The sequence below is a fragment of the Kitasatospora sp. NBC_01539 genome (assembly GCF_045040525.1).
Lineage (GTDB): Bacteria > Actinomycetota > Actinomycetes > Streptomycetales > Streptomycetaceae > Kitasatospora.
Genome location: NZ_CP109390.1, coordinates 6,647,553 through 6,671,847, shown reverse-complemented (window position 1 = coordinate 6,671,847; position 24,295 = coordinate 6,647,553). Strand labels below are relative to the sequence as shown.

Below are 24,295 nucleotides of genomic sequence, written 5' to 3'. Positions count from 1 at the left end.
GGGGGCGGGTGGTGACGGGGCCGCGCCAGGCGTTCAGCCGGTCCACATCTGCGCTCCGTCGCGCCGCAACCTCGATGCCGACCGGCCACGGGAGACATACGGGTGACCCGCCCGTCAGGTGTCCGACGGGGTCCGGGCCAGTCCGGAGAGCCGTGCGTCCCGCCCCGTCCACGACCATGGAGAGCCCGCCATGACCACCGCCCCCGCCCTCTCACCGTCCGTGCCCGCGCAGGTGTCCGCGCCCGTGGCGCAGCCGCCGCTCCGCCCCCGCCCGCCCGCGAGCACACCCGCACCCGCGCCCGCGCCCGTCGAGGGGTACTCGATCGCCCTCGCGCAGGACGAGGGCGACGTCCGTGCCGCGCAGCGGCTGCGCCACCTCGTGTTCGGCGAGGAGATGGGCGCGGCGCTGGCAAGTCCGGTGCCGGGCCTGGACGTCGACCCGTTCGACGACTTCTGCGACCACCTGCTGGTGCGGGAGAACACGACCGGCACCGTCGTCGGCACCTACCGGCTGCTCCGCCCGCAGGCAGCCCGGCGCGCCGGACGGCTGTACTCGGACACCGAGTTCGACCTGTCCCGGCTGGCCGGGCTGCGCAGCGGCGTCGTCGAGGTCGGCCGGTCCTGCATCCACCCGGACCACCGCGGCAGCGGCGCGGTCATCAACCTGATGTGGGGCGGCATCGCCCGCTACCTGTCGTCCACCGGCAACACCTGGGTGGCGGGCTGCTGCTCGGTGCCGCTGGACGACGGCGGCGTGCAGGCGGCGGGTGTCCGCGACACGGTCCTCGCCAAGCACCTGGCGCCGGAGGAGTACCGGGTGGCGCCGCTGCGGCCGTGGCGGCACGCGGGTGTCGGGCGTCCGGCCCGCGCCGCCGTGCCGCCGCTGCTCCGCGGCTACCTGCGGCTGGGCGCGTGGGTGTGCGGCGAGCCCGCGTACGACCCGGCGTTCGAGGTCGCCGACCTGTTCGTCCTGCTGTCGCTGGAGCGCACCGACCCGCGCTACCTGCGGCACTTCCTCTCCACCGGCTCCGCCTTGTGAGCGCCTGGCTGCCCACGGCGCCGTGCACGCCGGAGGACTGCGTCGCCGACCCGTCGCCGGTGGTCGGCGGCGCCCGGCAGGTGCTCCGCGCGGTCGGCGGCGCGACGGTGCTGTTCACGGGCGTCGCCCTGGTGCCCGCCGTACAGGCCTGCTGCGGGCCGGCGCTGCGGCAGCGGCTGGTACGGCGCTGGGCGCTGCTGCTTCTCGCCTCCCTGGGCGTGCGGGTGCGGGTGGGGCAGGTCCCGGCGGCGGAGGGCGGTGTGCTGGTGGTGTCCAACCACGTGTCGTGGTTGGACATCCCGCTGATCGCGGCCGTCGGACCGGGCCGGATGCTCGCCAAGTCGGAGGTGCGGGGCTGGCCGGTGCTCGGCCCGCTGACCGTGCGGCTGGGCACGCTCTTCATCGACCGCGAGCGGCTGCGCACCCTGCCGGGCACGGTCGGGGAGATCGCGGCGGCACTGGGCCGCGGCGAGCGCGTGGTGGTGTTCCCCGAGGGCAGCACCTGGTGCGGGCGGCGCGGCGGCCGGTTCCGGCCCGCGCCGTTCGAGGCCGCGGTGCGCGCGGGCGCCGCCGTGCAGCCGGTACGGATCGGCTACCGGCTGCCGGACGGCGGCACGGCGACGCTCGCGGCGTTCGTCGGGGACGACGGCCTGCCCGCCTCGCTGCGCCGGGTGGTCGCCGCCCGTGGGCTGGTGGCGGAGGTGGCGTTCCTGCCGCCGCTCCCCGCGGCCGCGTACGACGGCCGGCGGGCGCTGGCCCGCGCGGCGCAGGCCGCCGTGCTGGGCGGGCCTGCGGCGCCGGCGGTGGAGGAGTCCGCCGGGCACCGCGGTCTGCGGGCCGCCTGACGCCGCATCGATCCCGCCCCGGCCGGGGGAACGTCAGATCAGGCCGTGCTCGGCCACCCCGGCCGCCAGGGTGGCGGCCGCGAGCAGCAGGAAGCCGAGCGCGAGCCCGAACGAGCGGTCGCCGGACCGGAGATGGACGGCGATCGCGCCGACGAAGAACAGCACGAGACCGATGGCGGCGGCGGTGCCCGGCAACGGCACGGCGAAGCCGGCGAGCAGGCCCGCCGCGGCGGCCGTCTTCAGCACGCCGAGCGGGGCCAGCCAGGAGGCGGGGACACCGGCCGCGGCCATGCTGACGGTGATCCGTTCGTAGCGGGCGAGGTCGAGCACGCCCGACATGGCGGTGGCGGCGACGCACAGGAGCGTCACGGCGACGTACAGGACGAACACGGGGTTCCCCTTGAGAATATGACTGGACGTCAGGTAGCGATGGAGACGATCTTCCGGACGCTCCGGGGCTGTTCGGGCAGGTGCAGCATGAGGTGGGCGACGTCGGCCCGCGGGACCGTCCGGCCGCCGCGGATGTTGCGGCCCTCGGCGGTGCGGTAACGACCGGTCAGGGGAAGGTCGGTGAGCCGCGGCGGGCGGACGACCGTCCAGTCGAGGGCGCTGCCGAGCACCTCCTCCTCCATCAGCGCGAGGTCGGCGTAGTGCGCCCGTAGGGCGGTCTTGACGAGCGGGTTGAGCACGTGGCGCATGACGAAGCCGTCGCCCGGGTCGTGCCGGGGCGGTACCGGGCGGGCGGGGGTGGGCACGGTGCCGATCGGCGCGGCGCTGACCACGACGAGCCGGCGGGCACCGGTGGCCTGCATCGCGCGGATCACGGCGTCGGTGCCGCGCCGGGCGACGCCGTGGTCGGCGGCGGTGCGGGCGCCGAGGCCGGAGAGCACGGCGTCGGCGCCGTCGACGGCGGCTTCGAGCCGGGCGGGGTCGGCGGCCGCCAGGTCGGTCGTGACGACGCGGACGCCGTCGAGCGGCCGGCCGTCGACGGTGAGCCGGGCGGGGTTGCGGACGACGGCGGTGGTCTCGTGGCCGGCGGCGAGCGCCTGGTCGAGGAGCAGGCGGCCGATGCCGCCGGTCGCGGCGATGACGGTGATCTTCACGGTGTCCTCCTGAGGGGACGCCCAGGTCGGGCGGGACGGAAACGGACAGGCGGGGACGGGTCGTACGGGTCGGGGCAGGCGGGTCGGGGCAGGCCGTGCGGGGAAGGCGGGTCGGGGAAGGCGGTGCGGTGAAGGCTGTCCGGGAGAGCGGTGCGGGCCGTCAGGCGCGGAAGTCGTCCGCGTGGTCGGCGACCCAGTCGCCGTAGCCGCGCGCGGGCCGGCCGAGCACCTCGTCGACGGTGTCGGTGACGGTCGCGGGCCGGTCGAGTTCGCGCCGGTAGCGGGCCATCAGGGCGGTGACGAAGGGCTCGGCGACGCCTTGGCGGACCATGGCCAGGGCAGCCGCGTCGGCGGGTACCGCCTGGTGGCGCAGCGGTCGGCCGAGCACGCGGCCGATCTCGGTGACCATCGCGGCGTGGGTGAGGGCGCGGGGGCCGGTGAGTTCGAGGCGGCGGCCGTGGAGTCCGTCGGTGGTGAGGGCGGCGGCGGCGACCTCGGCGAGGTCGCGCTCGTGGACGGGGGCTTCGGCGAAGTCCGGGTAGGGGCCGCGGACGGTGTCGCCGGCCCGGATCTGCGCGCCCCAGGCGTGCAGGCTGCTGGCGGCGAAGGTGCCGGACCGCAGGCTGGTCCAGGCGAGGCCGCTGTCGGCGGCGGCGTCCTCGGCCTCCTTGTTGCGGTCGCCGCGGTGGCGGGAGGGCTGGTCGTCCGGGTCGTCGTCGATGTTGAGGGCGGCGAGGGCGACGACGCGGCGGACCCCGTGGTCGCGGGCGAGGGCGACGAGTGCGGCGGCGGACTCGCCGGCCGCGCGGGGGTGCAGGAAGAGCGCGGTGACGCCGTCGAAGGCCGCGGCGGCGAGGCCGGACGGGCGGGACGGGTCGCCGGTGACGGTCTCCACGCCCGCGGGCGGCGGCGGTGCCGCCGCGGGGTCGCGGCTGACGGCGCGGACGGCGTGGCCGGCTGCGGCGAGGGTTTCGACGAGGGGGCGTCCGACGAGGCCGGTGGCTCCGGTGACGAGGATCATGGCGGTCTCTTCCGTTCGGGTCCGGGTGCGGGTCCGGGTGCGGGTGAAGGCGCGGGTGAAGGCGCGGGTCCAGGTGCGGGTCCGGGTGCGGGTGAAGGCGCGGGTGAAGGCGCGGGTCCAGGTGCGGGTCCGGGTGCGGGTGAAGGCGCGGGTGGAGGCGCGGGTACGGCTGGGGGCGTGCCGGGGCGCGGCGCAGCAGCGGGGGCGGGGCTGCGCCGGGTGGGGTCGGCCGGGGTCAGTGGACGTGCGTGAGCTTGTCCGGGTTGGTGAGGAAGTAGACCCCGGCGACCTGCTCGCCGTCCGGGGTGAGGTCGAGGACGAGCACGCCGAACGGGGTGTCGCCGCGGAACAGCAGGGCGGACGGGTCGCCGTTGGCGCGTGCCCAGCGGACCTCCAGGCCGGTGCCGGTGCGGCCCGCGCCCTGGACGAGCACCCGGGCGACCCGGTCGCGGCCGTGCACGGGGCGCAGGCCCGCGGCGACGGCCTTGCCCCCGCCGTCGGCCCAGAGCGTCACCTCGGGCGCGAGCAGTTCCAGCAGGGCGTGGAGGTCGCCGCCGCCGACGGCGGCCGCGAAGCGTTCGGTGACCTGGCGGCGCACCCGTGGTTCGGGGCGGTAGCGGGGCCGCCGGGCCTGGACGTGCGCGCGGGCCCGGTGGGCGACCTGGCGGACGGCCGCCGGGGTGCGGCCGAGGGTGTCGGCGATCTCGGGGTGGCTGTACCCGAAGACCTCGTGCAGCACGAACACCGCCCGCTCCAGCGGGGTGAGGGTCTCCAGGACGACCATGAGGGCCACCGAGACGGATTCGGCGCGTTCGACGGTGTCGGCGGTGTCCGCGGTGTCGGCGGTGCCCGCCTGGGGCCCGGCGGGGTCGAGGCGGCTGATGAGGGGTTCGGGCAGCCAGGGGCCGACGTAGCTCTCGCGGCGGCGGCTGACGGCGGCACGGCGGGCGATCGCCTTGTTGACCGCGATGCGCACGAGGTAGGCGCGGGGGCTCTCGACCGGGGCGGCGGCGGTGTCGGTGTCGCGGGCGGTCCAGGCGAGCCAGGTGTCCTGCAGCACGTCCTCGGTGTCGGCGACGCTGCCGAGCATGCTGTAGACGACGCCGAACAGCAGCTCGCGGTGGTCGGTGTAGACGCGGGTCGCCGCGTCCCGGGCGGTGTCGCCCCCGGGGGGCGGCACGGCGTCCTCCACGGGCCTGCCGACCGGCTCGCCGGCGGTCTTCCCGGTGGCGTCGCCGGCGGGTGCGGTCCCCTGGGTGTCGGACATCGTGGTGCCTCCTGTCGCGGTTGCCCTCCGAGAGCACCACGGGGTGCCCGGGTGTGACATCGACCGTTCCGATGGTGACGCACCTCACACGCGCGGCCCGGCCCGCCGCGCCCGCACGACGGCGCGGGGACGGCCGCCGCCCGCCGGACGATACTGGCGGGTGTGGACGGGACGAGCGTCGTCGACGAGAGCGCCAGGGTCCGCCCGGCCGGGCCGATGGCCGGGTACGCGGCCTGGTACACCGGCTACCGGCAGGCCGGGCTGGCGCCGGGGCGGCACCGGGGGCTGCCGTCGCCGTTCCTCACGCTGATCTTCACGCTGGACGATCCGCTGACGGTGTCCGTGCATCCGGAGCCCGGGCGGGGCCCGGCGCAGTACGACGCCCTGGTGGGCGGGCTGCACACGGCGCCCGCGGTGATCACGCATCCGGGCCGGCAGTCGGGCGTGCAGGTGGGGCTGGACCCGCTCGCGGCGCGGGCCCTGCTGGGTGTCCCGGCGGGCGAACTCGCGGGCCTGGACCTGCCCGCGGAGGCGCTGCTCGGCCCGGTGGCGGCGGAGGTGCGGGAGCGGATGCTGGCCGCCGCCGACTGGCCCGGGCGCTTCGCGGTGCTGGACGACGTGCTGCCGCGCGCGGCCGGGCCCCGCGGGGCGCCGCCGCCCGAGGTGCGGGAGACGTGGCGGCTGCTGCGGGCCTCCCGCGGCCGGGTGCCGGTGTCCGCGCTGGCGGCGGAGGTCGGCTGGAGCGAGCGGCACCTCGCGGCGCGGTTCCGCACGGAGACGGGCCTGTCGCCGAAGGCGGCGGCGCGGGTGGTGCGGTTCGACCGGGCGCGGCGGCTGGCGGCGGCCGGAGGGGGCCGGCTGGCCGACCTGGCGGCCGCGTGCGGGTACTTCGACCAGGCGCATCTGGCGCGCGAGTTCCGGGCGCTGGCCGGGGTCGCGCCGAGCGTGTGGCGGGCGGAGGAGTTCCGAAACGTCCAAGCCGCGCCGGTGCCGGTGGGCGCAGTCTGACCGTGACGGTGTCCCGGTCGGGGCCGCCGCGACCTCTCGGAGGTGGACAGGGATGAGCGGGACACAGGACTCGGCGCCGCGGCCGCAGGTGTGGCCGACGCTGCGGGCGCACGACGCGCGCGGGCTGATCGCGTTCCTGGTGGAGGCGTTCGGCTTCGAGGAGACCGTGGTGTACGGCGAGGGCGAACGGGTCGACCACGCGCAGCTGAGCTGGCCCGAGGGCGGCGGGGTGATGCTGGGATCGGTCCGCGAGGACGCCGGCGCGGGCACCGGGCCGACCCTGCCGGGCGCGTTCGGCGCGTACGTGGTCACCGCGGACCCGGACGCCGTGCACGACCGCGCGGTGGCGGCCGGGGCGAAGATCACCGATCCGCTGCACGGGACGGACTACGGCTCGCGGGACTTCGCGGCGCTCGACCCGGAGGGCAACCGCTGGTACTTCGGCACGTACCGCGGTGAGCCGCGGCACGGCTGACCCGGCTTCCCGGGCGCCGGGCCGCCCCCCGCACGGCCCAGCCGCCCGTCCGTCGGCACGTCCCACCCGTTCGGCCCACTCCGGACGCGGCACCGGCCCGTGCGGGCCGGGCGGGTGGGACGAGCGGGTGGCGTCACCGCAGACGGGGAGGCGTTCCTGACGCCGGGAAGGGTGCGGTCCGCGGGCGTACGATGGTGCGGAGTACGAACCTTCGCGGCCCCCGTGGCGGCCCCACGGCCTCCGGGCGGACAGCCTCGCAGCCTCCGGGCAGAAGAGCCTCCGGGCAGAAGAGAGGGGGTGGTCCAGGTGTCGGTGCCTCCGGGCGGTCCGGCCCCCTCCACCGAACCTCGGACGACCGGCTCGGGAGCCGGCGAGAAGGGGCTCAAGACCGGCGCGCTCGGCCTGGTGTCGTCCGTGGCCATCGGCCTCGCGTCGACGGCGCCCGCGTACAGCCTCGCGGCGACGCTGGGCATCATCGTGGCCGGGGTGGGGCTGCAGGCCCCGATCGTCACCATCCTGGCGTTCGTCCCGATGCTGCTGATCGCCTACGCCTACAAGGAGTTGAACGCCTCCGACCCGGACTGCGGGACGACGTTCACCTGGGCGGCGCGGGCGTTCGGGCCGCGCACGGGCTGGATGGGCGGCTGGGGCATCGTGGTCGCCGACATCATCGTGATGGCCAACCTCGCCCAGATCGCCGGCGTGTACGGCTTCCGCCTGTTCGGCCTCGACTCGCTGGCGGACTCCACCACGTGGACGACCGTGGCGGGCGTGGTGTGGATCGCCGTGATGACGCTGATCTGCTACATCGGCATCGAGCTGTCGGCGGCGCTGCAACGGTGGCTGCTGTGCATCGAGGTCGTGATGCTCGTGCTGCTGGCGGTCACCGCGCTGGTGAAGGTCTACGGGTCGAACCCGCCGCCGACGGCGGTCAAGGTCAGCGGTTCGTGGTTCAACCCGTTCGAGGTGGCGTCGACGACCGCGTTCACGGCCGGCATCCTCGCCGCGGTGTTCATCTACTGGGGCTGGGACACGGCCGTCTCCGTCAACGAGGAGACCGCCGACGCCGCGCGCACGCCGGGCCGGGCGGCGGTCATCTCGACCGTCCTGCTGCTGCTGATCTACGCACTCGTGTCGGTCGCGGCTCAGGCGTTCGCGGGCATCGGCACGAAGGGCGTCGGGCTGGGCAACGAGGACAACGCGGACGACGTGCTGTCCTCGCTCGGCGACGCGATCTTCGGCACGACCGGGTTCGGCGGGTTCCTCACCAAGCTGCTGATCTTCATGGTGCTCACCTCGTCCGCCGCGTCGACGCAGACCACGATCCTGCCGACCGCCCGGACGACCTTCTCGATGGCGGCGCACAAGGCGATCCCCGCGCAGTTCGCCCGGGTGCACCCGCGGCACCTCACGCCGACCTGGTCGACGATCGGCATGGGCATCGCCTCGATCGCCTTCTACGTGCTGCTCACGGCGATCAGCGGCAACGTCCTGGAGGACTCGATCGCCTCCGTCGGCCTCGGCATCGCCTTCTACTACGGCCTGACGGGCTTCGCCTGTGTCTGGTACTACCGGCGGGTGCTGACCCGCAGTGTGCGCGACTTCGTGTTCAAGGGCCTGGGCCCGCTGCTGGGCGGCGTGATGCTGCTGTACTTCTTCTGCTACGGCGCGTTCGACGTGTACGCCGACCCGGACTACGGTGCGACCTCGATCGACCTGCCGGTCTTCGGCGAGACGGGCGGCGTGACCGTCATCGGCATCGGCGCGCTGCTGCTCGGGTTCGTGCTGATGCTCGTGCAGTGGGCCGTGCAGGGCACGTGGTTCCGGCACCCGGACGTGCCGGTGAGCGCCGCGGACCCCGCCGACGCCCCCCGCTGACACGTCCTAGTCCTCCGGGCCCCCGCGCGGGAAGCGCCAGCGGGTCGGCGAGCCGCGGAAGTCGGTGTGCAGCAGGCCGATCGCCTGCACCGGGCCGACCCGCACCGTGGCGTTGACCGCCGGGTCGAGGAAGCCGACGCCGTACGCCACCGCGTACTTGGTGTTGAGCACGGCGAGGAAGGCGGCGATCTCCGCCGGGTCGGAGGTGACCTCGGCGCGGCCTTCCAGCACCACCGGGTCGCGCGGGTCCTCGGTGGTGACCACGCAGTCGGGCCGCTCGGCGAGGTTGCGCATCTTGCGGGAGCCGACGCTGCTGGAGAACCAGAAGGCGTCGTCCGCCCAGACGCCCCACACCGGCATGACGTGCGGGCGGCCGTCGGGCCGCACCGAGGCCACCCAGTAGTCGTGGGAGCCGGTCAGCCGGTCGAGCGCCCATGCCCAGCTGAGGAGGCCGGAGCCCTCGCCCTCGGGCCGGATGCCGTAACCGGGCATGTACGGGCGCCCGGCGGTCGGGTCGGTCATGGCGCCGTCTCCCTCCGGGGGTGGCCGGTCGCTCCCAGCCTACGGCCGCGGTGGTGTCGGCGGCAGGTGACAGGCTGCCGCCATGACGATCGAGGAGTTGACGCTCGGGCGGTGGCGGGCCGCCACGCCGGGGCAGCGGCGTTCACTGGCCGCCGGGGCGGCGGAGCGCGTGGGGGCGCAGGAGTGGGATCTCGCGCCGGACGGCGCGACGGCGCGCCTGGTGCTGCACGGGCGGCCGTTCGCCCTGGTGCCCGGGGGCGAGGCCCGGCTGGGCGTGGACGCGGCGTCGTTCGCCCCCACCCCCGAGCAGGCGGCCTCGTACGCGGAGAGCCGGGAGGACTTCGGCTTCCCCGCGGAGATGGCGGAGTACCTGGCGGAGGTGCTGAGCCCGCCGCGGACGGTGCGGCTGCCGCCGCTGCTCGTGGCCGTCGAGCCGTGGGCGTTCGAGGAGGAGCCCGAGGAGATCGCCGGACTGCTCGCCGCGCAGGGGCTGCGGACGGCGACGCCGGACGAGTGGGAGTGGGCGTGCGGGGCCGGTGCGCGGACGCTCTTCCGCTGGGGTGCCGACCACCCGGGGACGGGCTCGCCGCACGGCTCCCCGGACGGCCCCCAGCACGCGCCGAACGCGTTCGGCCTGCTGATCGGCCGCGACCCGTACGACCCCGAGCTGACCGCCGAGCCGGGCGTGTTCCGCGGCGGGGACGGCGGTGCGGCGACCTGCGGCGGGTACGGCTCGTTCCTCGCCTGGCTGCCGCTGGCCACCGCCTACCGGGATCCGGGCCTCGGCGAACTGCTCGCCGACGGCTGGCCGGACGACCTGCTCGTCCGCCCGGTCGCGGAGCTCTGAGCCACCCCGCGGCCGGACGGACGGGCCGCCGTCACCAGCGGTCGTGGACCTGCGGGCGGATGCGGCGGTCGTAGAGCTCCCGGACGGCGTCCAGGGTGGTGTCCGGCAGCGGCGGCAGGGCGGCGGCGGCCGCGTTGGCCCGGGCCTGCCCGGTGTTGCGGGCGCCGGGGATGACCGTGGTGACCCCGGGCTGCTGGACGATCCAGCGCAGCGCCGTCTGCGCCGGGGTGGCGCCCTGCGGTGCGAGCGCCGAGAACTCCACGGCGGCCTCGACCCCGGTCGCGAAGTCGACGCCGGAGAAGGTCTCGCCCTGGTCGAAGGCCTCGCCGTGCCGGTTGTAGGTGCGGTGGTCGTCGGCGGAGAAGACGGTGTCCGCGGTGTAGCGGCCGGAGAGCAGCCCGGACGCGAGCGGCACGCGCGCGAGGATGCCCACCCCGGCGGCCGCCGCGGCCGGCAGCACCTGCTCCAGCGGCTTGAGGCGGAACGCGTTCAGGATGATCTGCACGCTCGCCACGCCGGGCCGGGCGATGGCGGTGAGCGCCTCCGCGCAGGTCTCGACGCTGACGCCGTACGCGGCGATCCGCTCCTCGGCGACCAGGGTGTCGAGGGCGTCGAACACCTCGTCGGAGGAGTACACCGGGGTCGGCGGGCAGTGCAGCTGCACCAGATCGAGCCGGTCGGTGCCCAGATTGCTGCGCGAACGGTCCGACCAGGCACGGAAGTTGGCGAGGTTGTAGTGCTCCGGGCGCTGCTCGGCGCGACGGCCGAACTTCGTCGCGGTGAAGACGCCCGCGTCCGGACGCTCCTTCAGGTACCGGCCGATCAGCTGCTCGCTGCGGCCGTCGCCGTAGACGTCGGCCGTGTCGAAGAGGGTGACGCCGGCCTCGACGGAGGCGTCCAGGACGTCCAGGGCGTCCTGCTCGCGGACGTCGCCCCAGTCCGCTCCCAGCTGCCAGGTGCCGAGTCCGACGACGGATACCGGTCGGCCGGTGCGGCCGAGTACACGCTGTTCCATACCGTGAGCCTCTCATCCCCGCGGGCGGGGACGCGCGCAGGGGCCCGGCGCGTGTCCGCGCGGCTGCCGGTCCGTCAGGCCGCCCGGCCGGTGCCGCGGCCCAGCAGCAGCGCCACGTCGAGGCCGGCCAGCGCCAGCGCCCCGAGGAACGGCCACCGGCCGGGCGCGGCGGGTGCGAGCACGGCCGCCGCGGAGGCCACCGCCAGGGCGGTCGCACCGACCGCCCCCACCGGCCCGCCCGGTCCGAGGACGAGCACCGCCGTCGCTCCCGCCAGGCAGCCCGACGCCAGGACCGCCGACCGGCGCCGCCCGAGCCGCTGCGGCAGGCCCAGCACGCCCGCGGCGCGGTCCGCCGCGATGTCCGGCAGCACGTTGGCGGCGTGCGCGCCGCAGCCCAGCAGCGCCGCGGCCGCCGTCACCCACCAGGCCGGCCACGGCCGGCCCGGGCCCGCCGTCACGAACACCGGCAGCAGCCCGAACGCCACCGCGTACGGCAGCCACGACAGCACCGTGCCCTTGAGCCGCAGGTTGTACGCCCACCCCGCCGCCACCCCGGCGAGGTGCGCGCCGCCCGCGACCGGGCCCGCCGCCGCGAGCGAGAGCGGCACCGCCAGCACGAGTGCGGCACCCGCGGCGGCGCCGACCGCGGGCGCGGACACGGCCCCGCGGGCGAGCGGCTTGTCCGCGCGCCCGGCGGCGGCGTCCCGGGCGAGGTCGACCCGGTCGTTGCACCAGCCGATCGAGAGCTGACCGGCCGCCACGGCGGCGCCGGTCAGCGCGACGGCACCGGCGGGGCGGCCCGAGCCGACGGCCAGCAGCACGGCGAAGGCCGTGACCGCGGCGGCGGGCGCCGGATGGCAGGCGGCGAGCAGGAGTCCCGGACGCCACCGCGGACGTGCCGCCGGGCGTCCTGCCGGGCTGACCGCTTCGTCGGACATCCCGTCAGGCTAGGGCGCGTCCGGCCATGCGCGGCGGATCGGCGCGCGGCGTCGTGCGCCCGTCGGGAATCGTCAGACACGCCCTACGGGCCGCGCCGGGATGGCGCGCGGGCCACGCCCGTTCGTCCCTCTTTCGCCGTATCGGCACGGTTCGTCCCTATCCTGTGGCCATGAGCCGAATCGTGGCGGTGAGCGGGGTGCTGCCGCCCCACCGGTACCCGCAGCACGAGATCACCGAGGCACTCGCCGGACTGTGCCTCCCACCCGGTGCCGACCGCGCACTGCTCGACCGGCTGCACTCCGGCGCCGGGGTGACGCACCGCCACCTGGCCCTCCCGCTGGAGCAGTACGCGCGGATCGACGGCTTCGGCCGGGCCAACGACGCCTTCCTGACCGCCGCCCTCGACCTCGGCGAGCAGGCCGCCCGCGCCGCGCTCGCCGGGGCCGGGCTCGGCGGCGAGGACCTCGACCTCGTGGTGTCGACCTCCGTCACGGGGATCGCCGCGCCGTCGGTGGAGGCCCGGCTCGCGGGGCCGCTCGGCCTGCGCCCGGACGTCCGCCGGCTGCCCGTCTTCGGGCTGGGCTGCGCGGCTGGCGCCGCGGGCGTCGCCCGGCTCGCCGACCACCTCGCCGGCCGGCCGGCGCACGCCGCGCTGCTGCTCTCCACGGAGCTGTGCTCGCTCACCCTGCAGCGCGCGGGCTCCTCCCGCGCCGACCTGGTGGCGTCCGCGCTGTTCGGCGACGGCGCGGGCGCACTGGTGGCGGTCGGCGCCGACCACCCGCTGTACGGCAGCTCCCGCGGGCCGCTGGTGGTGGCGGCCCGCAGCAGGCTCTACCCCGGCACCGCGCACCTGCTCGGCTGGGACATCGGCGACCACGGCTTCCGGATCGTGCTCGGCAGCGAACTCCCCGAGCTGACACGGCTGCACGTGGCCGAGGAGGTCGAGTCGTTCCTCGCCGCGCACGACCTGAAGCCGGCCGACGTCTCCGCCTGGATCTGCCACCCGGGCGGGCCGCGGGTGCTCGACGCGCTCGCGGAGGGGCTCGGCCTGCCCGGCGGCGCGCTCGCGGCCAGCCGCCGCTCCCTCGCCCGGGTCGGCAACCTGTCGTCCGCCTCCGTGCTGCACATCCTGCGGGACGTCCAGGCCGAAGGCCCCCCGCCGCCCGGGTCGACCGGGCTGATGCTGGCGCTCGGCCCGGGCTTCAGCTCCGAACTCGTCCTGCTGAGATGGTGACGCGCCCATGACCTGGTACACCCTGCTCGTCCTGCTGGTCGGCGCCGAGCGGATCGCCGAGCTCGTCGTCGCGCGCCGGAACACCGCCTGGTGCCTGGCCCTCGGCGGCACCGAGCACGGCCGCGGCCACCACCCGCCGATGGTGCTGCTGCACACGGCGCTGCTGCTCGGCTGCCTGCTCGAACCCGCCGTCGCGGACCGGCCGTTCGTGCCGGCCCTGGGCTGGCCGATGCTCGCGCTCGCGCTGGGTGCGCAGGCCGTGCGGTGGTGGTGCATCGCCACGCTGGGGCCGCGCTGGAACACCCGGGTGATCGTGCTGCCCGGGGCGCCGCTCGTCGCGCGCGGGCCCTACCGGTGGCTGCGGCACCCCAACTACGTGGCGGTCGTGGTGGAGGGCGTGGCGCTGCCGCTGGTGCACTCGGCGTGGGCGACGGCACTCGGCTTCACCCTGCTCAACGCGTTCCTGCTCGGCGTGCGCATCCGCTGCGAGGAGAGCGCGCTCGCCGGGGCCGCCCCGGTGGCGGCCCGGTGATCGACCTGCTGGTGGCCGGCGGCGGCCCGGCCGGCCTGGCGACGGCGGTGCACGCCGCGCTCGCCGGGATGGAGGTGGTGGTGGCCGAACCGCGCCCCGGGCCGGTCGACAAGGCGTGCGGGGAGGGCCTGATGCCGTCCGCCGTACGGCACCTGGCGGCGCTCGGGGTGGTGCCGCCCGGGCAGCCGCTGCACGGCATCCGCTACCTGGACGCCGCCGGGGGCGCGAGCGCCGAGGCGGCCTTCCGGCACGGCCACGGCCTGGGGGTGCGGCGCACCGCGCTGCACGCCGCACTGGCCGCCCGCGCCGCCGAACTCGGCGTCACCGTACTGCCGTTGCGCGTCGACGGGGTCGAGCACGGCCCGCGCTCCGTCACGGCGGCCGGGGTGACGGCCCGCCACCTGGCCGTCGCGGACGGCCTGCACTCCCCCACCCGCCGCGCGCTCGGCCTGCACCGGCCCGACCGTCCGGGCCGCCCCGCCCGCTACGGGCTGCGCCGCCACTACCCGGTCGCGCCGTGGAGCAGGTCGGTCGAGGTGCACTGGTCGGCGCGGGCCGAGGCGTACGTCACACCGGTCGGCCCGGACCTGGTCGGCGTGGCGCTGCTCACCGCGGACCGCGCGCCGTTCGACGAACAGCTCGCCCGGTTCCCGCTGCTGGCCGCCCGGCTGCCGACGGGTGCGGGTACGGCGGTGCGCGGTGCCGGTCCGCTGCGCCAGGGCGTGCGGGCCCGGGTGGCGGGCCGCGCCCTGCTGGTCGGCGACGCGGCCGGATACCTGGACGCGCTGACGGGCGAGGGCCTCGCGGTGGCCCTGGCCTGTGCGGACGAGCTGGTGCGCTGCCTGCGCAGCGGCCGCCCGGAGGCGTACGAGCGGGCGTGGCGGCGGGCCTCGCGACGGTACCGGCTGCTCACGGGCTCGCTGCTGTGGGCCCGCGGGCAGCCGCTGCTCGCGTCCCGGATCGTGCCGGCGGCCGCGCGGCTCCCGCTGCTGTTCCGTGCCGGGGTCAACCTGCTGGCGTGACCGGGCGGTCTGGTCGCCCGGAAGGCGGGTGGTCCGCACCGCCCCCGGGCGCGACTCCAGGGGACGACGCCGCACGGTTCCCGGACCAGGCGCAGGCCCGGGGGCACGGAAGCGCACCGGCGGCACAGGGGGCGCGGGAGGGCTCGGCGACGGTCGGAAATCCGGGCGAATCGGAACTCCATACCGCCCAATGACCCACCAAGCACTCTCATTTCGGACATAACGCCCTTGTGCGGGACGTCACACCGCCACCGCCGGGGCGCCGCACCACGCCGCCCCACCAGGGGTTTCGAGCGTGTACACGCAATCCGGACGGTGACCGGGCCCTGGACCGGGCTTGCGCCGCGGCCGGGGCGTCCCGCAGGCTCTGGCGCTGTGCGGTCCACCCGTTCCGGTTCCGGAGGGTGGGCCCTGTCCGTCAGGGGGGCAGGAAAGGTTCATCCACCGCATGCCCAGAAACTCGAAGCACCGCCGTACCAGGCGACTCACCGGACACCGCGTCACCGCCGTGGCGATCGCCACCGTCGTCGTCGGCACCGGCGCAGCGGCGTGGGCCGCACCGTCCCAGCCGGCCGAGCGTGTCGTCGTCGACGCGCTGACCCTCAGCCCCGCCTCTCCGACCGCCGGCACCTCGGTGACGGCCACCGCCAAGGTCCACGCGACCTCCCGCACCTCCGTCCAGGCGCTGACCGTCGCGGTGCGCTCCGCGAGCGGCGGCAACTTCGACTTCGCCGGCGCCGTCCCCGCCACGCTGGGCTCCGCGCAGCAGACCTTCACGCCGCAGGCCCGGACGTTCCCGGCCGGCAGCTACACCGCGTTCGTCGCCTACAAGGCGAACAACGTGTGGCACAACCTCGCCCCGGTGAAGGCGTTCACGTCGAACGGCACCACGGTGACGCCGAGCCCCACGCCGTCCGCCCCGGCGACCTCCGCGTCGCCGACGCCGACCGCGACCCCGAAGCCCACCGCGACGGCCACCCCGAGCCCGACCGCGACGGCCACGCCGAAGCCCACGGCCACGGCCACGGCCACGCCGACCGCCACCGCCTCGGCGACCGCGAGCGCGACCCCGAAGCCCACCGCCACCCCGACCGCGACGCCGACCGCGACCGCCGCGCCGACCACCGCCGCGCCGGGCACCGGTGCCCCGCTCGGCATCTCGGGCAGCTGGCGCCAGGTCTTCGCCGACGACTTCAACGGCTCGTCGGTGGACTCCGGCAAGTGGACGTCCAACTGGCTGGGCTGCGCGACCTGCACCACCCCGCCGGTGAACACCTCCGAGCTGGCCGCGTACGCGCCCTCGCAGGCCACCGTCGGCGGCGGCAGCCTGCACCTGGTCGCCTCCCAGCAGGCGACCACCGTGAACGGCAAGACCTACCCGTACCGCTCCGGCATGGTGCAGAGCAACGGCAAGGCGGAGTTCACGTACGGCGCCTACGAGGCCCGGATCTACCTGCCGGCCGCCGGCACCAAGATCGCCAACTGGCCGGCGTTCTGGACGGACGGCCAGAGCTGGCCCGCCGACGGTGAGAACGACATCATGGAGGGCCTCGGCGGCCAGGCCTGCTACCACTACCACTCGCCCTCCGGCGGCCCCGGCTCGTGCGCGGCCGGCGACTACACCGGCTGGCACACCTACGGCGCGGAGTGGGCGCCGGGCTCGGTGACCTACTACTACGACGGCAAGAAGGTGGGCCAGATCACCACCGGCATCACCTCCTCGCCGCACTACCTGATCCTCAACAACGCCGTCGACGGCGGCGACCGCGAGGTCGCGGGCGCCGACATGCAGGTCGACTACGTGAAGGTCTGGCAGCACTGAGCCACCCGGCCCGACCCGCAGGGCCCGCACCGGCGCCCGGCCCCGCCCACCGGCGGGGCCGGGCGCCCGGCGTTCGGGCCCTGCGGCGCGCCCGGCGGGGAGCGAGAATGCCGGGTGGAGACGCACCGCACCAGGAGGACGCCATGGCCCGCCCCGAACCGCGCTGCCCGCACTGCGGCCGGCCGGCGCGCCGGCGCTCCACCGACTGGCGCGCCCTCCTCGACGAGGGGTCGCTGCGGACCCTCGACCGCCGCCGCCGGCGCGGCCTCGGCGTGCTGGTGGTCTGCTGCCTCGCCCTGCTCCCGTGGATCGGCTACCTCGCGGCGACCCTGCCGGTGCACTACGAGTCGGAGCAGTGGCGGCTGGCCTGGGTGGGGTTCGACCTGGGCCTGCTGACCGCACTCGCGGCGACCGCCTGGTACGGCCTGCGGCGGCGCCGGCTCCTGGTGCCGTGGGCCCTGGTCGCGGCCGTCCTGCTGGTCTGCGACGCGTGGTTCGACGTGATGCTGTCCTGGGGCACCGACGACGTGTGGTGGAGCATCGCGGCCGCGCTGCTGATCGAGCTGCCGCTCGCCGCGGCGCTGCTCGTCCGGGTGCGGCGGATCCTGCAGCTCATGGTGCGCTACCAGTGGCGTCTCACCGACCTGCCCGGCGAGCCGCCGCCGCTCGGCCGGGCGCCGCTCTTCCCGCCGCCGGGCGCGGACCAGGACCGCCCGGACTGACCGGCCCCGGGTGACGGCCCCACCGCCCGGGTGGCGGGAAAGGTGGGAACGGCGTCGTTGCCGCCGTCCGAGGGCCGCTGCGAGGCTGGCGGCATGACCGCTCGCCGGGTGCTGATCGCCCTGTTCGACGGGGTGCAGAGCCTCGACGTCACCGGACCGCTCGAAGTGTTCGCCGGGGCCGGGGCCGCCGCCGGCCGCCCCGGCGCGTACGAGGTGCGCACGGCGTCGCCGGGCGGGGCGCCCGTGCGGTGCTCCGCCGGCCTCGTGCTGCTGCCCGACGGCGACCTCGGCACGGCCCACGCCCCGCACACCCTGGTCGTGCCCGGCGGCGACGGCACCCGCAGCCCCGACCCCGCGCTGGTGCGGCGGATCGCCGACCTCGCGGCCGGAGCGGAGCGGGTGGTCTCGGTCTGCACCGGCGCGTTCGTGCTGGCCGAGGCCGGTCTGCTGGCGGGGCGGCGCGCCACGACGCACTGGGCGTACTGCGACACGCTGGCCCGCCGGTACCCGGGCGTCGAGGTCGACCCGGAGCCGGTCTTCGTCCGCGACGGCCGGGTGGCCACCTCGGCCGGGGTGACGGCGGGCATCGACCTCGCGCTCGCCCTGGTCGAGGAGGACCTCGGCCGGGCGGCAGCCCTCACCGTCGCCCGCCACCTCGTGGTCTTCCTGCGGCGCCCGGGCGGGCAGCCGCAGGTCAGCGTTCCGATGGCCGCGCAGCTGGCCGTCCGGGACGGTCTGCGGGAGCTCCAGCGCTGGATCGCCGAGCATCCGGCGGCCGACCTGTCCGTGCCCGCGCTGGCCGCCCGCGCCGTCCTCTCGCCGCGCCAGTTCGGCCGCGCGTTCGCCGCCGAGACGGGGGTCACCCCCGGCCGGTACGTCGACCGCATCCGGCTGGAGACAGCGCGCCGGCTGCTGGAGGAGACGGCGGACGGCATCGAACAGATCGCCCGGGCCGCCGGGTACGGCACGCCGGAGCCGATGCGCCGCGCGTTCCTGCGGGACGTCGGTGTCCCGCCGACCGAGTACCGCCGCCGCCTGCGGCCCGCCACCGTGCCCGTACCCGTACCCGGCACTGTGCCCGTACCCGTCCCCGGCACCGCGCCGGGGACCGACTGAGAGGGGTTCCGCATGCGGATCGCGGTCCTGCTGTACGACCGGTTCACCGCGCTCGACGCCGTCGGCCCGTACGAGGTGCTGTCCCGGCTGCCCGGGGCGGACGTGGTCTTCACGGCCGCCCGGCGCGGCCCGGTGCGCACGGAGACGGGCTTCCTCTCCCTGGTCGCGGACGCCGCGCTGGACGAGGTGACCGCGCCGGACGTGCTGGTCGTGCCGGGCGGGCCCGGCCAGCCGGCGCTGATGGCCGACGAGGAGCTGCTGGCCTGGCTGCGCGCCGTCGACGCCGGCACCACCTGGACGGCCTCGGTGTGCACCGGCTCCCTGCTGCTGGCGGCCGCCGGCCTCCTCGCCGGGCGCCGGGCGACCTCGCACTGGCTGGCGGTCGACGCCCTCGCGGCCCTGGGTGCCGTGCCGGTCACCGAACGGGTGGTGGTCGACGGCCGCTACGCCACGGCCGCCGGGGTCTCCGCCGGCATCGACCTCGGCCTCCGGCTGGCCGCCCGGATCGCGGGCGAGCAGGTGGCGCAGGCCGTCCAGCTCGGCCTGGAGTACGACCCGCAGCCGCCGTTCGACGCGGGGTCGCCGCGGACCGCGCCGCCCGCGGTGGTCGCCGCGCTCCGGGCCGGCCGGGCGGGCATCCTGGGCACCTGACGGCGCCGTGCGCCCGCCGCCCGGGCCGCCCTCCGCGCCGCCCGGCGGCCCGCGGGGCGACACTGGGGGTATGGCAGCATCTGCGGAGCACGACGGCGGGGACATCTTCCACCCGCCCGTCGTGGTGCGGCCGCCCACCCGTGGCGCGCACCCGTACCGGCGGGTGGAGATCTACGGCCGTCCCGTCGGCCGCGCGTACGGCGTGGAGGACGTGGCGGAGTTCCTGCGGCGGGCCGGCGTGGTGGAGCCCGACCTCGACGACCCCGACCTCGTCGGCTGGCGGGGCGGCGACCGCACGGTGTGGTCCACGGGCTGACCCGCCCACCCGGCGCAGCGGCGATCCCTGGCACAGCGGCCCCCGGCGCGGAGGTCCCGGCACGGCGACGGACAGGATGGCGGCGTGCGGCCGGGCCGGTGGCGCCATCCAGGGCAATCGCGCCACCCCATCTGCGGACGGGCGGGCCCCTGGGGTGGCCGGGCGGGCGGCGGCGGGCGGTAGTGGAGGGGACCGTACCCGCCCGGTGAAGGAGTCCCGATGCCCAAGGTCCGCGCGGCCGCCGCTCTCGCCGCCCTCCTGCTCGCCGCCGTGTGCGCCGCGTGCGCGCCCGGCGACCCGCGGATCTCGCCGCTGCCCGGCCGGCCGGCCCAGCAGGAGTCCGGCACGGCGAGCCCGGACGCCGAGGCCGAGGCCGGGTCGAAGGCGTCGGAGCCGGCGCCGGAGGTGCCGGGCGTCCAGGTCGCGCTCGCGGAGGGCGCGGGGTTCGGTCCGATCCTGGTGGACGCGCAGGGCCGCACGCTGTACCTCTTCGAGGGCGACACCTCGACCCGGTCGACCTGCTACGAGGACTGCGCGACGATGTGGCCGCCGCTGACCACGCCGGGCTTCCCGACGGCCGGCGCCGGGGTCGACGAGGGCCTGCTGGGCGTGGGGCAGCGGACGGACGGCACCTCGCAGGTGCTCTACAAGGGCCACCCGCTGTACTACTTCGCCGAGGACGCGGCGCCGGGCGAGGCGGGCGGGCTGGCGCTCGCGCAGTGGTTCCCGGTGGACGCCGTGGGCGACCGGGTGACCGGCGGCTGAGGACAGCGGGGGTGCGGATCGGTGGCACCCGAACCCCACTGAATGCCGGCCTGCACGGATTCCGGCTCGTGAAAGCATCCGAACAGTTCCGCCCGGACATCTCCGGCGGCCCGCTCGTCGTCATGCGCCGGAGCGAATGTCGATACACGGCCGGGAAGGCCCGACGGACGTCGAGGACGTGGAGGCGGCCGGGCTCCTCCGGTTGTGGGCCGCCCGGGGCGGTGGTCGACTCGACGACGGTGGCAGTGCGGCCGGCCGACGGTGCCGCGCCGCCGCCACCGGCAGGCCGCACCCCGAGGAGGCCCACCCCCCATGTCCGAAGCCCGTGTCCCCGCCACCACCAACAACGCCGGCGTCCCGGTCGAGAGCGACTCGGACTCCCTGACCGCCGGCGCGCTCGGCCCGATCCTGCTGCACGACCACTACCTGATCGAGAAGATGGCCCAGTTCAACCGGGAACGCGTCCCCGAGCGGGTGGTGCACGCGAAGGGCGGCGGAGCGTACGGCGTCCTCCGGGTGACGCAGGACGTCAGCCGTTACACGAGGGCCGACCTCTTCCAGCCCGGGAAGACGACGGAGATGCTGGCCCGCTTCTCCACCGTCGCCGGCGAGCTCGGCTCCCCCGACACCTGGCGAGACCCGCGCGGGTTCGCGCTGAAGTTCTACACCGAGCAGGGCAACTACGACCTGGTCGGCAACAACACGCCGGTCTTCTTCGTCCGTGACCCGATCAAGTTCCAGGACTTCATCCGCTCGCAGAAGCGGCGCCCCGACTCCCACGTGCGCGACCACGACATGCAGTGGGACTTCTGGACGCTCTCCCCGGAATCCGCCCACATGGTGACCTGGCTGATGGGCGACCGCGGGATCCCGAAGTCCTGGCGCCACATGAACGGCTACGGCTCGCACACGTACAGCTGGGTCAACGCGGACGGCGAGCGGTTCTGGGTGAAGTACCACTTCAAGACCGACCAGGGCATCGAGTTCCTCACCCAGGAGGACGCCGACCGGACGGCCGGCGAGGACGGCGACGCGCACCTGCGCGACCTGTACGAGTCGATCGAGCGCGGCGAGCACCCCTCGTGGACGCTGTACGTGCAGGTCATGCCGTTCGACGACGCGTGGGGCTACCGGTTCAACCCGTTCGACCTGACCAAGGTGTGGCCGCACGGCGACTACCCGTTGATCGAGGTCGGCCGGATGACGCTCAACCGCAACCCCGACGACTACCACGTGCACATCGAGCAGGCGGCGTTCGAGCCGTCCAACCTGGTGCCCGGCATCGGCGTCTCGCCGGACAAGATGCTGCTCGGCCGGATCTTCTCCTACCCGGACACCCACCGGTACCGGATCGGCCCCAACTACGCGCAGCTGCCGCCCAACCGGGCGCACGTGCCGGTGCACTCCTACGCCAAGGACGGGCCGATGCGCTTCGACGCCGCCCGCACCGGGGCGCCGTACGCACCCAACTCCTACGGCGGGCCCGCCGCCCGCCCGGAGCTCTGGGGCGAGCCGCTCGGCTGGGACGTCGCCGGGCGGATGGTCCGCGAGGCGTACCCGCCGCACCGCGAGGACGACGACTGGGGGCAGGCGGGCACGATGGTGCGCCACGTGCTGGACGACGCCGCGCGCGAGCGGCTCGTCGGCAACGCCGCCGGGCACCTGGGCAAGGGCGTGTCGGCCCCGGTGCTGGCGCGGGCGCTGGAGTACTGGCGCAGGATCGACAAGGACCTCGGCGACCGGATCGCCGCCGCCGTCGGGAGCGGCTGACACCCGCTCCGCGCGTGCCCGTCCGGTGCGGCGGCCGTTGACAACGGGGACACCGCGCAGCGAAGCTAAGCAAGCGCTTAGTCAGCCGTGCGCGACACCCAGGACACGAACCCCACCCGAGGCGAGGCCCATGAGCGACACCCCCGACACCCCACCCGGTCTCGACCTCGTACGGCTGCGCGAACGGCTCGACGCCGACCTGCCCGGCCTCGTCACCGGCCCGCTCCGCGCCCGGCTCTTCGAAGGCGGCAGGTCCAACCTGACGTACCTCCTGGAGGACGGCACCGGCCGGTGGGTGCTGCGGCGGCCGCCGCTCGGCCACGTCCTCGCCACCGCCCACGACATGACCCGCGAGCACACCGTGCTCGCCGCCCTCCACCCCACCCGGGTGCCCGTGCCCCGGCCGCTGCTCCTCGTCGCCGACGACACCGTCGTCGGCGCGCCCTTCTACCTCATGGAGTACGTCGCCGGCACCCCGCACCGGGACGCCGCCGCCCTCGCCGCCCTCGGCACCGACCGGGTGCGCGCCCTCGGGCTCCGGCTCGTCGACACCCTCGTCGACCTGCACGCCGTCGACCCCGACGCCGTCGGCCTCGGCGCCTTCGGCCGCCCCGAGGGCTTCCTGGAGCGCCAGTTGCGCCGCTGGGGCAAGCAGCTCGACGCCTCCCGCAGCCGCGACGTCGCCGGCGTCGACGACCTCCACGCCGAACTCGCCCGCACCCTGCCGGAATCACCCGCACCCGCGATCGTGCACGGCGACTACCGGCTCGACAACGTGCTCGTCGGCGCCGACGACCGGATCACCGCCGTCCTCGACTGGGAGATGTCCACCCTCGGCGACCCGATCACCGACCTCGGCCTGCTCGTGATGTACACCGGGCTCGCCCGCCGCTTCGACGGCGCCCTGCCCGGCGCCGCCCTCGCCGAGGGCTTCCCCACGACCGCGGAACTCGTCGCACGCTACGCCGACGGCTCCGGCCGGGACGTCTCCGCGCTCGGCTGGTACGTCGGCTTCGCCTCCTTCAAGCTCGCCGTCGTGCTGGAGGGCATCCACTACCGCTGGAACCAGGGCGGCACCGTCGGCGCCGGCTTCGACCGGGTCGGCGAACTCGTCCCGCTCTTCGTACAGTTCGGCCTCGACGCCCTCAAGGAGCGCTGACCCGTGGACTTCGCCTTCGACACCCGCACCGAGGAACTCCGCTCCCGACTCCTCGACTTCATGGACGAGCACGTGTACCCGGCCGAGGCGGTGCTCGCCGCCCAGCTCGCCGACCCCGACCGCACCCCCTGGACCGTGCCCCCGGTCATCGCCGAACTCCAGGCCGCCGCCAGGGAACGCGGACTCTGGAACCTCTTCCTGCCCGGCGAGGCGGGCGCAGGCCTCACCAACCTCCAGTACGCGCCGCTCGCCGAGATCACCGGCCGCTCCTCGCTGCTCGCCCCGGCCGCGCTCAACTGCGCCGCCCCGGACACCGGCAACATGGAGGTGCTCGAGCAGTTCGGCGACGAGGCGCAGCGCAAGCAGTGGCTGGAGCCGCTGCTCACCGGCGAGATCCGCTCCGCGTTCGCCATGACCGAGCCGGACGTCGCCTCCTCCGACGCGTCCAACATCACCACCCGCATCGTCCGCGACGGCGACGAGTACGTCGTCAACGGCCGCAAGTGGTACATCACCGGCGCGATGAACCCGAACTGCCGGATCTTCATCGTCATGGGCAAGAGCGACCCGGAGGCGCCCAAGCACCGGCAGCAGTCGATGATCCTGGTGCCGCGCGACACCCCGGGCGTCACCGTGCAGCGCGGCATGAAGGTCTTCGGCTTCGACGACCAGGACCACGGCGGCCACGCCGAGGTGGTGTTCGAGAACGTCCGGGTGCCCGCCACGAACCTCGTCGGCGAGGAGGGGTCCGGCTTCGCGATCGCCCAGGCCCGGCTCGGCCCCGGCCGCATCCACCACTGCATGCGGGCGATCGGCATCGCCGAGCGGGCGCTGGAGCTGATGTGCCGCCGCGTCACCGACCGGGTCGCGTTCGGCCGGCCGCTCTCCGAGCAGGGCGTCGTGCAGGACTGGATCGCCGAGTCCAGGGTGCGGATCGAGCAGGCCCGCCTGCTCGTCCTCAAGACCGCCTGGCTGATGGACACCGTCGGCAACCGCGGCGCCCACACCGAGATCCAGGCCATCAAGATCGTGGTGCCGCAGACCGTCGAGTGGATCCTCGACAAGGCCGTGCAGGCGCACGGCGCCGCCGGTGTCAGCCAGGACACCCCGCTCGCCCACGCGTGGGCCGGCAACCGCACGCTGCGCCTCGCCGACGGGCCGGACGAGGTGCACCGCCGGTCCCTCGCCCACCGCGAACTCAAGCGCTACCAGCCGAAGGGCGACTGA

The 24,295-nt window shown here is 75.9% G+C and carries 25 protein-coding genes; 18 read left to right on the top strand and 7 right to left on the bottom strand.

Going from position 1 to position 24,295, the window contains the following annotated elements; translation table 11 throughout:
• Positions 1 to 190 precede the first annotated feature (190 nt).
• Positions 191 to 1,039: a GNAT family N-acetyltransferase gene (locus OG335_RS28975; protein ID WP_405014082.1), complete on the top strand. Its 849-nt coding sequence runs from the start codon at positions 191 to 193 to the stop codon at positions 1,037 to 1,039.
• Positions 1,036 to 1,884 (top strand): lysophospholipid acyltransferase family protein, encoded by an 849-nt coding sequence (locus OG335_RS28970; protein ID WP_405014081.1) that lies wholly within the window; start codon positions 1,036 to 1,038, stop codon positions 1,882 to 1,884. Before OG335_RS28975 ends, OG335_RS28970 begins: the two co-directional genes overlap by 4 nt.
• A gap of 33 nt (positions 1,885 to 1,917) precedes the next feature.
• Here OG335_RS28970 and OG335_RS28965 read toward each other — a convergent pair whose 3' ends face one another.
• From OG335_RS28965 to sigJ, 4 genes are all read right to left on the bottom strand, one after another.
• Positions 1,918 to 2,274, bottom strand: a complete 357-nt coding sequence (locus OG335_RS28965; RefSeq protein ID WP_405014080.1) for a DoxX family protein — start codon at positions 2,272 to 2,274, stop codon at positions 1,918 to 1,920.
• A gap of 29 nt (positions 2,275 to 2,303) precedes the next feature.
• Positions 2,304 to 2,987, bottom strand: coding sequence for an NAD(P)-dependent oxidoreductase (locus tag OG335_RS28960; RefSeq protein WP_405014079.1), 684 nt, complete (start codon positions 2,985 to 2,987; stop codon positions 2,304 to 2,306).
• 160 nt (positions 2,988 to 3,147) lie between these two features.
• Positions 3,148 to 4,008, bottom strand: coding sequence for an NAD(P)H-binding protein (locus OG335_RS28955; protein WP_405014078.1), 861 nt, complete (start codon positions 4,006 to 4,008; stop codon positions 3,148 to 3,150).
• Between the two features lie 235 nt (positions 4,009 to 4,243).
• A complete protein-coding gene (sigJ, locus tag OG335_RS28950) occupies positions 4,244 to 5,275 on the bottom strand; it encodes an RNA polymerase sigma factor SigJ (protein WP_405014077.1) in 1,032 nt (343 codons plus the stop codon).
• 162 nt (positions 5,276 to 5,437) lie between these two features.
• Between sigJ and OG335_RS28945 the strand changes: the two genes are divergently transcribed.
• From OG335_RS28945 to OG335_RS28935, 3 genes are all read left to right on the top strand, one after another.
• A complete protein-coding gene (locus OG335_RS28945) occupies positions 5,438 to 6,283 on the top strand; it encodes a helix-turn-helix transcriptional regulator (RefSeq protein ID WP_405014076.1) in 846 nt (281 codons plus the stop codon).
• Positions 6,284 to 6,335: 52 nt separating this feature from the next.
• Positions 6,336 to 6,758: a VOC family protein gene (locus tag OG335_RS28940; protein WP_405014075.1), complete on the top strand. Its 423-nt coding sequence runs from the start codon at positions 6,336 to 6,338 to the stop codon at positions 6,756 to 6,758.
• A 306-nt stretch (positions 6,759 to 7,064) separates the two neighbouring features.
• On the top strand, positions 7,065 to 8,636 hold the full coding sequence (locus OG335_RS28935) for an APC family permease (RefSeq protein WP_405014074.1): 1,572 nt from the start codon (positions 7,065 to 7,067) through the stop codon (positions 8,634 to 8,636).
• Positions 8,637 to 8,642: 6 nt separating this feature from the next.
• Here the strand turns inward: OG335_RS28935 and OG335_RS28930 are convergent, their stop codons facing one another.
• Positions 8,643 to 9,158, bottom strand: a complete 516-nt coding sequence (locus OG335_RS28930; protein WP_405014073.1) for a pyridoxamine 5'-phosphate oxidase family protein — start codon at positions 9,156 to 9,158, stop codon at positions 8,643 to 8,645.
• A gap of 82 nt (positions 9,159 to 9,240) precedes the next feature.
• On the opposite strand from OG335_RS28930, the gene OG335_RS28925 reads away from it, so the two are divergent.
• Positions 9,241 to 10,005, top strand: a complete 765-nt coding sequence (locus OG335_RS28925; protein WP_405014072.1) for a hypothetical protein — start codon at positions 9,241 to 9,243, stop codon at positions 10,003 to 10,005.
• A gap of 31 nt (positions 10,006 to 10,036) precedes the next feature.
• Here OG335_RS28925 and OG335_RS28920 read toward each other — a convergent pair whose 3' ends face one another.
• A complete protein-coding gene (locus tag OG335_RS28920) occupies positions 10,037 to 11,020 on the bottom strand; it encodes an aldo/keto reductase (protein ID WP_405014071.1) in 984 nt (327 codons plus the stop codon).
• 74 nt (positions 11,021 to 11,094) lie between these two features.
• Positions 11,095 to 11,958 carry a UbiA family prenyltransferase gene (locus OG335_RS28915; RefSeq protein WP_405014070.1) on the bottom strand — a complete coding sequence of 288 codons (864 nt, stop codon included), beginning with the start codon at positions 11,956 to 11,958 and terminating at the stop codon, positions 11,095 to 11,097.
• Between the two features lie 170 nt (positions 11,959 to 12,128).
• On the opposite strand from OG335_RS28915, the gene OG335_RS28910 reads away from it, so the two are divergent.
• The 12 genes from OG335_RS28910 (at position 12,129) to OG335_RS28855 (ending at position 24,295) form a co-directional block, all read left to right on the top strand.
• Entirely contained in the window at positions 12,129 to 13,193 is a 1,065-nt protein-coding gene (locus OG335_RS28910; RefSeq protein ID WP_405014069.1) for a type III polyketide synthase, read from the top strand.
• Positions 13,194 to 13,200: 7 nt separating this feature from the next.
• Positions 13,201 to 13,725, top strand: coding sequence for an isoprenylcysteine carboxyl methyltransferase family protein (locus OG335_RS28905; RefSeq protein WP_405014068.1), 525 nt, complete (start codon positions 13,201 to 13,203; stop codon positions 13,723 to 13,725).
• Positions 13,722 to 14,747 carry an NAD(P)/FAD-dependent oxidoreductase gene (locus OG335_RS28900; RefSeq protein WP_405014067.1) on the top strand — a complete coding sequence of 342 codons (1,026 nt, stop codon included), beginning with the start codon at positions 13,722 to 13,724 and terminating at the stop codon, positions 14,745 to 14,747. The genes OG335_RS28905 and OG335_RS28900 overlap by 4 nt, the downstream gene beginning before the upstream one ends.
• A 448-nt stretch (positions 14,748 to 15,195) precedes the next feature.
• Positions 15,196 to 16,569 carry a family 16 glycosylhydrolase gene (locus OG335_RS28895; protein ID WP_405014066.1) on the top strand — a complete coding sequence of 458 codons (1,374 nt, stop codon included), beginning with the start codon at positions 15,196 to 15,198 and terminating at the stop codon, positions 16,567 to 16,569.
• Between the two features lie 143 nt (positions 16,570 to 16,712).
• Positions 16,713 to 17,291, top strand: a complete 579-nt coding sequence (locus OG335_RS28890) for a hypothetical protein (protein WP_405014065.1) — start codon at positions 16,713 to 16,715, stop codon at positions 17,289 to 17,291.
• Between the two features lie 93 nt (positions 17,292 to 17,384).
• Positions 17,385 to 18,407: a GlxA family transcriptional regulator gene (locus OG335_RS28885; RefSeq protein ID WP_405014064.1), complete on the top strand. Its 1,023-nt coding sequence runs from the start codon at positions 17,385 to 17,387 to the stop codon at positions 18,405 to 18,407.
• Positions 18,408 to 18,419: 12 nt separating this feature from the next.
• Positions 18,420 to 19,058, top strand: coding sequence for a DJ-1/PfpI family protein (locus OG335_RS28880; RefSeq protein WP_405014063.1), 639 nt, complete (start codon positions 18,420 to 18,422; stop codon positions 19,056 to 19,058).
• Between the two features lie 70 nt (positions 19,059 to 19,128).
• Positions 19,129 to 19,374 (top strand): hypothetical protein, encoded by a 246-nt coding sequence (locus tag OG335_RS28875; RefSeq protein WP_405014062.1) that lies wholly within the window; start codon positions 19,129 to 19,131, stop codon positions 19,372 to 19,374.
• Positions 19,375 to 19,593: 219 nt separating this feature from the next.
• Entirely contained in the window at positions 19,594 to 20,139 is a 546-nt protein-coding gene (locus OG335_RS28870; RefSeq protein WP_405014061.1) for a hypothetical protein, read from the top strand.
• Positions 20,140 to 20,451: 312 nt separating this feature from the next.
• Positions 20,452 to 21,909, top strand: coding sequence for a catalase (locus tag OG335_RS28865; protein ID WP_405014060.1), 1,458 nt, complete (start codon positions 20,452 to 20,454; stop codon positions 21,907 to 21,909).
• A 130-nt stretch (positions 21,910 to 22,039) separates the two neighbouring features.
• Positions 22,040 to 23,068, top strand: coding sequence for a phosphotransferase family protein (locus OG335_RS28860; RefSeq protein ID WP_405014059.1), 1,029 nt, complete (start codon positions 22,040 to 22,042; stop codon positions 23,066 to 23,068).
• Between the two features lie 3 nt (positions 23,069 to 23,071).
• Positions 23,072 to 24,295, top strand: coding sequence for an acyl-CoA dehydrogenase family protein (locus tag OG335_RS28855; protein ID WP_405014058.1), 1,224 nt, complete (start codon positions 23,072 to 23,074; stop codon positions 24,293 to 24,295).

Excerpts from the sequence above, each read along its gene's own strand:
- OG335_RS28975 (WP_405014082.1), top strand. The coding sequence starts at position 191 with ATGACCACCGCCCCCGCCCTCTCACCGTCCGTGCCCGCGCAGGTGTCC.
- OG335_RS28955 (WP_405014078.1), bottom strand. The coding sequence starts at position 4,008 with ATGATCCTCGTCACCGGAGCCACCGGCCTCGTCGGACGCCCCCTCGTC.
- sigJ (WP_405014077.1), bottom strand. The coding sequence starts at position 5,275 with ATGTCCGACACCCAGGGGACCGCACCCGCCGGCGACGCCACCGGGAAG.
- OG335_RS28940 (WP_405014075.1), top strand. The coding sequence starts at position 6,336 with ATGAGCGGGACACAGGACTCGGCGCCGCGGCCGCAGGTGTGGCCGACG.
- OG335_RS28930 (WP_405014073.1), bottom strand. The coding sequence starts at position 9,158 with ATGACCGACCCGACCGCCGGGCGCCCGTACATGCCCGGTTACGGCATC.
- OG335_RS28925 (WP_405014072.1), top strand. The coding sequence starts at position 9,241 with ATGACGATCGAGGAGTTGACGCTCGGGCGGTGGCGGGCCGCCACGCCG.
- OG335_RS28920 (WP_405014071.1), bottom strand. The coding sequence starts at position 11,020 with ATGGAACAGCGTGTACTCGGCCGCACCGGCCGACCGGTATCCGTCGTC.
- OG335_RS28915 (WP_405014070.1), bottom strand. The coding sequence starts at position 11,958 with ATGTCCGACGAAGCGGTCAGCCCGGCAGGACGCCCGGCGGCACGTCCG.
- OG335_RS28910 (WP_405014069.1), top strand. The coding sequence starts at position 12,129 with ATGAGCCGAATCGTGGCGGTGAGCGGGGTGCTGCCGCCCCACCGGTAC.
- OG335_RS28905 (WP_405014068.1), top strand. The coding sequence starts at position 13,201 with ATGACCTGGTACACCCTGCTCGTCCTGCTGGTCGGCGCCGAGCGGATC.
- OG335_RS28895 (WP_405014066.1), top strand. The coding sequence starts at position 15,196 with ATGCCCAGAAACTCGAAGCACCGCCGTACCAGGCGACTCACCGGACAC.
- OG335_RS28890 (WP_405014065.1), top strand. The coding sequence starts at position 16,713 with ATGGCCCGCCCCGAACCGCGCTGCCCGCACTGCGGCCGGCCGGCGCGC.
- OG335_RS28885 (WP_405014064.1), top strand. The coding sequence starts at position 17,385 with ATGACCGCTCGCCGGGTGCTGATCGCCCTGTTCGACGGGGTGCAGAGC.
- OG335_RS28880 (WP_405014063.1), top strand. The coding sequence starts at position 18,420 with ATGCGGATCGCGGTCCTGCTGTACGACCGGTTCACCGCGCTCGACGCC.
- OG335_RS28875 (WP_405014062.1), top strand. The coding sequence starts at position 19,129 with ATGGCAGCATCTGCGGAGCACGACGGCGGGGACATCTTCCACCCGCCC.
- OG335_RS28870 (WP_405014061.1), top strand. The coding sequence starts at position 19,594 with ATGCCCAAGGTCCGCGCGGCCGCCGCTCTCGCCGCCCTCCTGCTCGCC.
- OG335_RS28865 (WP_405014060.1), top strand. The coding sequence starts at position 20,452 with ATGTCCGAAGCCCGTGTCCCCGCCACCACCAACAACGCCGGCGTCCCG.
- OG335_RS28860 (WP_405014059.1), top strand. The coding sequence starts at position 22,040 with ATGAGCGACACCCCCGACACCCCACCCGGTCTCGACCTCGTACGGCTG.